Source organism: Kitasatospora sp. MY 5-36, assembly GCF_001182915.1.
Classification (GTDB): Bacteria; Actinomycetota; Actinomycetes; order Streptomycetales; family Streptomycetaceae; genus Kitasatospora.
This window is the reverse complement of sequence record NZ_LFVW01000498.1, coordinates 1-8716: the sequence shown is the minus strand read 5'-3', so window position 1 is coordinate 8716 and position 8716 is coordinate 1. Positions and strand designations below refer to the sequence as shown.

The 8716-nt window shown below is 73.8% G+C and carries 10 protein-coding genes and 1 pseudogene; 4 read left to right on the top strand and 7 right to left on the bottom strand.

What is annotated here, in order from left to right; all coding sequences use genetic code 11:
* From AE652_RS28135 to AE652_RS28125, 3 genes are all read right to left on the bottom strand, one after another.
* On the bottom strand, window positions 1-648 hold a 648-nt coding region (locus tag AE652_RS28135; protein ID WP_049656466.1), incomplete at its 3' end, for a nitronate monooxygenase.
* A 48-nt stretch (window positions 649-696) separates the two neighbouring features.
* Window positions 697-1323 carry a response regulator transcription factor gene (locus AE652_RS28130; RefSeq protein ID WP_049656462.1) on the bottom strand — a complete coding sequence of 209 codons (627 nt, stop codon included), beginning with the start codon at window positions 1321-1323 and terminating at the stop codon, window positions 697-699.
* Complete coding sequence (locus tag AE652_RS28125; protein ID WP_049656461.1) at window positions 1320-2525, bottom strand: sensor histidine kinase; 1206 nt, start codon at window positions 2523-2525, stop codon at window positions 1320-1322. The genes AE652_RS28130 and AE652_RS28125 overlap by 4 nt, the downstream gene beginning before the upstream one ends.
* A 165-nt stretch (window positions 2526-2690) precedes the next feature.
* Between AE652_RS28125 and AE652_RS28120 the strand changes: the two genes are divergently transcribed.
* Together AE652_RS28120 and AE652_RS28115 are read left to right on the top strand one after the other, a co-directional pair.
* Window positions 2691-3767 carry an FtsX-like permease family protein gene (locus AE652_RS28120; protein WP_049656458.1) on the top strand — a complete coding sequence of 359 codons (1077 nt, stop codon included), beginning with the start codon at window positions 2691-2693 and terminating at the stop codon, window positions 3765-3767.
* A complete protein-coding gene (locus AE652_RS28115; protein ID WP_049656456.1) occupies window positions 3764-4447 on the top strand; it encodes an ABC transporter ATP-binding protein in 684 nt (227 codons plus the stop codon). Before AE652_RS28120 ends, AE652_RS28115 begins: the two co-directional genes overlap by 4 nt.
* Before the next feature lies 1 nt (window position 4448).
* Here AE652_RS28115 and AE652_RS28110 read toward each other — a convergent pair whose 3' ends face one another.
* From AE652_RS28110 to AE652_RS28100, 3 genes are all read right to left on the bottom strand, one after another.
* Window positions 4449-5045 (bottom strand): Uma2 family endonuclease, encoded by a 597-nt coding sequence (locus tag AE652_RS28110; protein ID WP_049656455.1) that lies wholly within the window; start codon window positions 5043-5045, stop codon window positions 4449-4451.
* A gap of 93 nt (window positions 5046-5138) precedes the next feature.
* On the bottom strand, window positions 5139-5855 hold the full coding sequence (locus tag AE652_RS28105) for a GntR family transcriptional regulator (protein ID WP_049656453.1): 717 nt from the start codon (window positions 5853-5855) through the stop codon (window positions 5139-5141).
* A 241-nt stretch (window positions 5856-6096) separates the two neighbouring features.
* Window positions 6097-6978 carry an NAD(P)-dependent oxidoreductase gene (locus tag AE652_RS28100; RefSeq protein WP_049656452.1) on the bottom strand — a complete coding sequence of 294 codons (882 nt, stop codon included), beginning with the start codon at window positions 6976-6978 and terminating at the stop codon, window positions 6097-6099.
* Window positions 6979-7169: 191 nt separating this feature from the next.
* Between AE652_RS28100 and AE652_RS28095 the strand changes: the two genes are divergently transcribed.
* Both AE652_RS28095 and AE652_RS28090 read left to right on the top strand, forming a co-directional pair.
* On the top strand, window positions 7170-7799 hold the full coding sequence (locus AE652_RS28095) for a TetR/AcrR family transcriptional regulator (RefSeq protein WP_049656467.1): 630 nt from the start codon (window positions 7170-7172) through the stop codon (window positions 7797-7799).
* Window positions 7800-7963: 164 nt separating this feature from the next.
* Window positions 7964-8293: a hypothetical protein gene (locus AE652_RS28090; RefSeq protein ID WP_049656450.1), complete on the top strand. Its 330-nt coding sequence runs from the start codon at window positions 7964-7966 to the stop codon at window positions 8291-8293.
* Between the two features lie 4 nt (window positions 8294-8297).
* Here AE652_RS28090 and AE652_RS28085 read toward each other — a convergent pair.
* Window positions 8298-8716: pseudogene (locus AE652_RS28085) on the bottom strand (ornithine cyclodeaminase family protein); the annotation flags it as partial.

Below are 8716 nucleotides of genomic sequence, written 5' to 3'. Positions count from 1 at the left end.
GCCGTCGCCGAGCCCGCCCGCGGCGATCAGCGGCAGCGCCGTCACCTCCCGTACGGCGGGCAGCAGTTCGAGCAGCGGCAGCTCCCCGGGCCGGTCCGTCACCCGGTGGGTGCCCCGGTGGCCGCCCGCCTCCGGGCCCTGCACGCACAGCGCGTCCATCCCGAGGGCCTGCGCCGCCCGCGCCTCCTCGGGCGTGGTGACGGTGGCGACCTGGGTCGTGCCGACCGCCCGCACCGCCGCCGCCTCCTCGGCCGTGGGCAGCCCGAAGGTGTACGAGAGCACCGGCACCGGGTCGGCGAGCAGGAGGGCGAGCTTGGCCTCCCAGTCGTCGCGGTCCGGCCCGATCTCCTCCGGCAGGGTCACGCCCCACTGCTCGGCCTCGGGGCGCAGCCGCTCCCGGTACGCCGCGACGGCCGCCGCGTCCCCGGGCGTGCCCGGCACGAAGAGGTTCACCCCGTACGGCCGGTCGGTCGACTTCCGTACCGCCGCGATCTGCTCGGCCATCGCCTGGGCGGTCTTGAGGGCGCCGGCCAGGAACCCGAGCCCGCCGGCCCGGTTCACCGCCGCCGCCAGTTCGGGCGTCGAGGGCCCGCCCGCCATCGGGGCGGCGATCACCGGTACGGCGAGCTCGTCGAGACGGACGGTCATCAGGCGCTCCTCACACTGCCACGGGCATGGAACACCCCCACCCTACGCTCAGCGGATCAGCCCCAGCCGCCGTGCCTCGCGCACCGCCGCCGTGCGCGAGTCCACGCCCAACTTGGTGTAGATGTGCACCAGATGGGACTTCACCGTGGCCTGGCTCAGGTGCAGCCGCTGGCTGACCTGCTGGTTGGTCAGCCCGTCCGCGACCAGCCCCAGCACCTCGGTCTCCCGGGCGCTGAGCGCCGCCGCGGGCGTCCGCATCCGCTCCAGCAGCCGGTCCGCCACGCTGGGCGCCAGCGCGCTGCGCCCCGCCGCGGCGGCCCGGACGGCCTGGGCCAGCTCCTCCGGCGGCGCGTCCTTCAGCAGGTAGCCGGTGGCGCCCGCCTCCAGGGCGGGCAGGGTGTCCGCGTCGGTGTCGTACGTGGTGACCACCAGGACCCGCGGCGCGCCCGCCCGGGCGGTGATCGCCGCGGTGGCCTGCGCCCCGTTCATGGCCGATCCCGGCCCGAACTGGAGGTCCATCAGCACCACGTCCACGCCCGGCTCGGCCGCCAGTTCGACGGCCCGCTCGGCGGTGGCCGCCTCCGCCACGATGGCGAAGTCCGGTTCGCACTCCAGCACGGCCCGCAGCCCGGCCCGCACCACCGGGTGGTCGTCGGCGATGAGCAGCCGGATCACTGGCCGGCCTCCGGGGTGACCGGCAGCTGCACCGCCACCGTCGTGCCCTGCCCGGGCGCCGACTCCACCGTGAAGCCGCCGCCGAGCGCCCGCGCCCTGGCCCGCATCGACGGCAGCCCGAAGCCGCCGTCCCCGCCGGTGCGGCCGGCGACCGCCGCCGGGTCGAACCCGGCCCCGTCGTCGTACACGTCCAGTGCCACCTCACCCTCCATGTAGCTGAGTGTCACCTCGGCCCGCGCGGCCCCCGCGTGCCGGACAGTGTTGCCGAGCGCCGACTGCGCGATCCGCAGCAGCGCGACCTCCTCCGCGGCCGGCAGCCGGACCGGGGCGCCGGAGACGTGCAGCTTCACCGGCAGGCCGCTCTGCGCCGTCGTCGTCGCGCACAGCCGCTCCAGCGCGACCGGCAGTGGGTCCCCGTCCAGCGCGGGCGGGGTGAGCGCCCGGACGAACCGGCGGGCCTCGTCCAGGTTGTCCTGGGCGGCCTGCCGCGCCTGCTCGACGTACCCGGCGGCGGTCTCGGTGCGCTCCGGCAGGGCCCGCTGGGCGGCCCGCAGCAGCAGCTGGATGGAGCTGAGGCCCTGTGCGAGGGTGTCGTGGATCTCCCGGGCGAGCCGCTCCCGCTCGGCCAGCACCCCGGCGGCGTGGTGGGCGGCGGCGGCGTCGGCGCGGGCGGCGGTCAGCTCGTCGATCAGCCGGCGGCGCTCCTCGCTCTCCCGGTACAGCGCCTGGTAGCCGAGCACGGTGGCGGTGGCGACGGCCGCGCCGAGCGCGGGCCCGATCGAGGCGGCGAAGCTGAAGCTGTGCTGGTGCCAGGACCACGCGGCGATCGACGCGGCGGCGGTCAGCCCGACGGCGACCAGCCCGCCGCGCCGCCCCAGCAGGTGCAGCTCCAGGAAGTACAGCGGGAAGGCCAGCCAGACGCCGTCCTGGGTGGTGATCAGCACGCCCGCCCAGGTGACGCCGAGCAGCGCCAGCCAGAGCGCGGCCGCCCGCCGGGAGCGGCGCACGGCGGCCAGCTGCGGTCCGACGGTGTAGACGGCGGCCATCGCGGTGGCCGCGGCGGCGACGGCGGCCGGATCGCCGCCCCGGTCGACGAGGACGGCCCGGGCGACGGCGAGCGCGAGCAGGCCCGCCACGAGCAGGTGCAGGCAGACCTGGAGGACGCGGGCGACGGGGGTGGTTCTGGATCGTTCGGTCGCCATCCGTCCAGCCTAAGTTCCTAGCCCGGCACCCGGCATCAATCAAAAGGTTGAACTCGGGCTCTCCCCTTTGATGCCCAGGATGCAATCCCCGGCGCGATGCCCCGGCCCCCTTCCGTCCAGGACGGTGGAAGTGTCGAAACCACCTGTCCAGAGGAAGGCCCCGTCGTGTTCGTCGCCTGGAGGGACCTGAGGTTCGCCAAGGGGCGGTTCGCCCTGATGGGAACCGTCATCGTGCTGATCACCGTGCTGGTCGGCCTGCTGTCCGGGCTGACCGCCGGGCTCGGTCGGCAGAACATCTCCGCGATCACCGGCCTGCCCGCCGACCACCTGGTCTTCGGCAAGCCGGCCGACGGGCAGAAGCTCTCCTTCACCGACTCCCAGGTCACCCCCGACCAGTGGCAGGCCTGGGCCCGCGAGCCCGGCGTCACCTCCGCCCAGCCGATCGGCATCACCACCACCAAGGCCGCCGCCGGACAGCGCACCGCCGCACTCTCCGCCTTCGGCGTCCCGGACGGCTCCGCACTCGCCCCGCAGGGCAGCCGGATCGCCCCCGGCCAGGCCGTACTGTCCAAGACCGCCGCCGAGAACCTGGGCGGCCTCGCCCCCGGCGCCGACTTCACCCTGGCCGGCCACCCGCTGCGGGTCGCCGCCGTCGAGGGCGACGCCGCGTACAGCCACACCCCGGTGATCTGGACCAGCCTCGGCGACTGGCAGCAGGCCGCCCCCGGCGGCGCCGGCCACGCCACCGTCATCGCGCTCGACACCGCCAAGGGCGCCGACCTGGCCGCCGCCGACGCCCGCCACGGCACCGAGACCCGCACCCGCGACGACGCCCTCGCCGCGATCGGCTCCTACACCTCGGAGAACGGCTCCCTCCAGCTGATGCGCGGCTTCCTGTTCGCCATCTCGGCCCTGGTGATCGGCGCGTTCTTCACCGTCTGGACGATCCAGCGCAGCGGCGACATCGCCGTCCTCAAGGCCCTCGGCGCCTCCACCCGCTACCTGCTGCGCGACGCCCTCGGCCAGGCCGTCCTCCTGCTGCTGCTCGGCACGGTCGTCGGCACCGCGATCGCGTCCGGCTTCGGCGCGCTGATCGGCTCCGCCGTCCCCTTCGTGCTGGACGCCCCGACCGTCCTGCTGCCCGCCGCCGTCATGATCGCCCTCGGCGCGATCGGCGCGGCCCTGTCCATCCGCCGGATCACCTCCGTCGACCCGCTGACCGCCCTCGGGAGCGCCCGATGAGTCTCGTCCTCGACCGCATCACCCTCACCTACCCGGACGGCGACGGCCGGCTCACGGCACTCGACGAGGTCTCGCTGACCGTCCCCAAGGGCACGCTCACCGCCGTCGTCGGCCCCTCCGGCTCCGGCAAGTCCAGCCTGCTCGCCGTCGCCGCCACCCTGATCACCCCGGACTCCGGGCAGGTCGTCGTCGACGGCACCGACACCGCGGGCCTCAGCCGGGCCGACCTCACCGCGCTGCGCCGCACCAGGATCGGCATCGTCTTCCAGCAGGCCAACCTGCTGCCCTCGCTCACCGCGGTGGAGCAGTTGCAGGTGATGGCCCACCTCGACGGCCGCCCCCCGCGCGGCGCGCTCCCCCGCGCCCTGGAACTCCTCGACGCCGTCGGCCTGCGCGACCAGGCCGCCCGCCGGCCGCACCAGCTCTCCGGCGGGCAGCGCCAGCGGGTCAACATCGCCCGCGCGCTGATGAACGACCCCACCGTCCTGCTGGTCGACGAACCCACCAGCGCCCTCGACCACGAACGCGGCGCCGCCGTCCTCGACCTGATCACCGACCTCACCCACCGCCGGGCCACCGCCACCGTCCTGGTCACCCACGACCGCACCCACCTGACGGCCGTCGACCAGATCGCCGAGGTCCACGACGGACGGCTGACCCTCCCGGCGGCGGCGCTCTGACCTACTTCTTGGCCGTCAGCACGTCGTCCACCGAGAGCGTCACCGACGCTCCGATCGACTCCGGCAGGGTGAAGGACTGCCCGGGGTGGTGGACGGCGTGCACCCGGTATTCGCCGTCCCGCGGATCGGTGAGCACCATGACTCGCTGATTCGCGCGATCCACGATCACGTAGACGGGCACGCCGGCAGACGCGTAGACGAAAGGCTTCCTCTTCAAGTCATCGCTGTGGTTGGACGAGGTGACTTCCAGAACGAGCCGGAAGACGGCCGGGTCGTAGCAGTTGTACTCGATCAGGTGATCGTCGATATCGGCGTCGACAACCACCAGATCGGGAATCGCATAGTCCGACGGCCCATCCGGCAGCCAGATCCCGACGCCCTGAAGGACTTCGGTCCCGCCTCCATCGAGGCCGGCCTGGAACAGCACGCGCATCAGGCGGCTCAGCGACTTGCTGTGCGAAGCGTTCGGCGGCGGCGTCACGGTGATCTGGCTCCCGACGATCTCGACCCGGTGCCCGGTGAACTGGTTGGAGATCAGCTCAGCGGCTTCGAGCAGCGTCGGCTGCTCCATGGGCTCTTCCACTGCTGCGGCGGACATGGATTTCCTCCTGGCTGCCGATGTCGAGAGCATCATCGTAGAACCGGCACGCCTTTCGGCGCCCGATCCTCAGTCTTCACCCGAACGAGCGGTTTAGCCCCGGCCGGACCGCAGGCGCAGGGCCGAGGGCTCCGGTTCGGCGGGCTTCTCCTCGCCGGCCCAGAGGGAGCGGACGTGGCTGAGGTGGCGGGTCATGCAGGCCTCGGCCCCGGCCGCGTCGCCGGCGAGCAGCAGGTCGAGCAGCTCCAGGTGCTCCTCCGCCGAGGAGACCAGCTCGCCGCGCTCGTCGAGCCGGTTGAGGCCGTAGAGCCGCGAGCGCTTGCGCAGGTCGCCGACGACCTCGACCAGCCGCGAGTTGCCGGCCAGGCCCAGCAGGTCGAGGTGGAACTGGCGGTCGGCCTCCAGGTAGCCGATCAGGTCGTGCTTGCGGGCCGCCGCGACGATCGCCTCGGCCTGCGGGCGCAGCCGCTCCAGCTGCTCCTTGGTGGCGGTGCGCGCCACCCGGCCGACGGTCGGGACCTCGATCAGGGCGCGGATCTCGGTGAAGTCGTCGAGGTCGCGGTCGGTCAGCTCGGTGACCCGGAAGCCCTTGTTGCGGACGGCTTCGACCAGGCCCTCGCGGGCGAGGTCGAGCATGGCCTCGCGGACGGGGGTCGCGGAGACTCCGAAGTCGGCGGCGAGCGCGGGGGCGGAGTAGACGACGCCGGGGCGCAGTTCGCCGGAGATCAGGGCTGCCCGGAGTGCGTGCGCGACCTGGTCGCGAAGCCGCTCCTGTACGGAGATCAGGGTGCGGGACTTGAGGTCGGCCATGGTGTTCCTCCGGGTGGGTGCAGAACACCAGCGTACAATGTCACGTTACGTTGCGTGCGCAACAGCCAGTGATTCGAACACCCGTCACCGACCCGCCGCACCGGCCCCTCCTCCTGCCGAACGCCATGGTGACAGCGGCCGTCGGCCGTGACAACGGCCGACGGCACACGATCTTCCGGTCCGCCCGGGAGGTCCGTACGAAGATCCCCACGGAGGTCCACCCGAAGGTCCGCCCGGAGGGCTACGCCCGGCGGAACCGCCCCACCAGGGTGCTCAGGCTGGCCGCACCGTCCCCGTCCGCCACACCCCGCCGGACCGCCTCCGCGAGGAGGGCCGGCAGGGCGCCGTCCACCCCGGAGTCCTCCGCGGTGTGCTGGACGTGCTCGATGCTCGCGAGTGCCATCGTCAGCCGGTCGACGTCCCCGCGGTGGTCCCCGGCGGTGATCCGCGGCGCGTAGAACTCGATCATCCGCGGCAGCAGCGCGGCGGTGGGCAGGGCGTACGGCAGGAACTCCTCGGCGGTGATGCCGTTGGCCTCGGCGACCGCCGTGGCGTGCAGGTAGCCGACCATCGAGGACCAGAACAGGTCCATCTGGATCTGGTAGTACAGCTGGGCCAGCCCGGGGTCGTCGCCCCGGTAGTCGGCCCCGGTGAGCACCTCCAGGGCGGCCCGGTGCCGCCGGAACAGCTCGACCGGGCCGCTGTAGAAGGTGGACGACTCGGGGCTGCCGATGCCCGAGGGCGGCACCTGCACCCCGCCGGTCAGGTGTCCGGCGCCGCGCTCGGCCAGCCAGCGGGCGGCCTCGCGGGCCCGCCCGGGGGTGTCCGAGCTGAGGTTCGCGACCACCTTCCCCTTCAGCGCCGGCTCGACCGACTCCAGGACGGTGAACACGGCGTCGTAGTCGGTGAGGCTGAGCACCACCAGTTCGTTCGCCGCCACCGCCGCCTCCGCGCTGGGCGCCGCCTGCGCGCCCCGGGCGACGAGTTCGTCGGCCCGTGCGGCCGTGCGGTTCCACACCGTGACGGCGTACCCGGCGTCCAGGAACGCCCGGGCCATGGCCTGCCCCATCGGGCCGAGCCCGATCACCGTCACGGATCGCTTCGCCTGCTGCTCCACGGACATGCGTGTTCCCCTCCACTGGACGAATGTCTAGAACGAACGCTCTATCCAGAGCGCCGGAGCCGACGCTAGCACAGCACTGGAACGAACGCTCTACTCAGAATCTCGGCTAGGATCGCGCCGTGAAGACGCCCGAGAAGACCCCCGCGCAGGCTGACCCGAAGGCCGCCGTGAGGGTCGCGGCGAAGGCCCCGGTGAAGGCCCCGGCGAAGGCCGCACCGAAGGACGGCGCGCAGGCCGAAACGAAGCCCGGCACCCGGGAGCGGATCGTCCGGGCCACCTCCCGGCTGCTGCAGCGCCAGGGGTACGAGGGCACCGGGATCAAGCAGATCTCCCGCGAGGCCGAGGCCACCCTCGGCTCCGTCTACCACTTCTTCCCGGGCGGCAAGCAGGAGTTGGCCGCCGAGGCGATCCGGCACGGGGACGAGGAGTTCGCCGTCATGCTGCACGCCGGGCTCGGCTCCTCACCGGACCTGGGCGAGGCGATGACCGCCTGCACCCGGCTGCTCGCCACCGAACTGCGCGCGTCCGACTGGCAGGACGGCTGCCCGATCACCAGCACCGCCCTGGAGACGATCGGCCGGGTGCCGGTGATCGAGGAGGCGGTGGCCGAGGCCTTCGCCCACTGGCGCGCCGTCGTGGCGGAACGGCTGCTCGCCGCCGGCATCGGCGGGCAGGACGCCCGCGAGCTGGCCGGCACCGTGATCAGCACCCTGGAGGGCGCCGAGCTCGCCGCCCAGGTCGCCCGCAGCGAGGAGCCGCTGCTGGTCACCGGCAAGCACCTGGCCCGCCTGCTCACCGCCTACGCCGACGACCGGGCCTGACGCGCGGAACCCGACCTGACGCGCGGAACCGGACCGCCCGCCCGCCCGCCCGGGAGCCCGCCGGAAAACGTCCGGAAAACGTGAGGAGCCGGTGCAGCGGGGGATCCCATCCCGCTGCACCGGCTCCGGCTCCACAACTCCCGACCACCACCAGGAGTAACGCCGTGTCGATCGACATCGCGCTGTACGACGGCCGCCCGAACGGCGGCCGCCGCACCAGCGCCAGGTTGCTGCACCTGTCGAGCCCCGGCGAGGCCCTCACCTCCGCCCTGGCCCGGCACACCGATCCGACCCGCCACCGGCTCGGCCGGATCGACCCGTACGGGGACACCCCGTTCAACGAGCAGGACGCCGGCGCCGCCTTCGAGGAGGCCACCGCCCTGCTCGCCCGCTGCACCACCGGGGAGCAGCGGGCGGCCGTCCGCGAACTGCGCAACCTGCTCGCCAACTGCGCCGCCACCCCGGGCAGTTGGCTCGTCTTCCTGGGCGACTGAACCGCTAGGAAGCGGCCCGGTACACCTCCGCCGCGACGGCCAGGTCCTGCCAGGCCATCCCGACGCTCTTGAAGAACCGCGGCCGCCCGTCGGGCACCAGCGCGTCGCCGCGCACCAGTTCGGCGAGGTTCCACAGCTGCCGCCCGGCCACGCCCGCCATCAGCAGGTCCCCGGCCTCGCGCTCCGCGACGGTACGCGCCTCGACGTACAACTCGGCGCGCTGGACGAGCAGTTCGTCCACCTCCCGGGCGTCCGGCTCGTGCGAGCCGACCGCCGCCACCGCCGCGTGGGCGGGCACCAGGGCGCCGTCGAACAGCGGGGTGCGCGCGGTGGTGCAGCAGACCACCAGGTCCGCCTCGCGGACCGCGCGCGGGTCGCCGACCTCGGCCGCCAGCCCGAGCTCCCGCCCGTACGCGGCCAGCG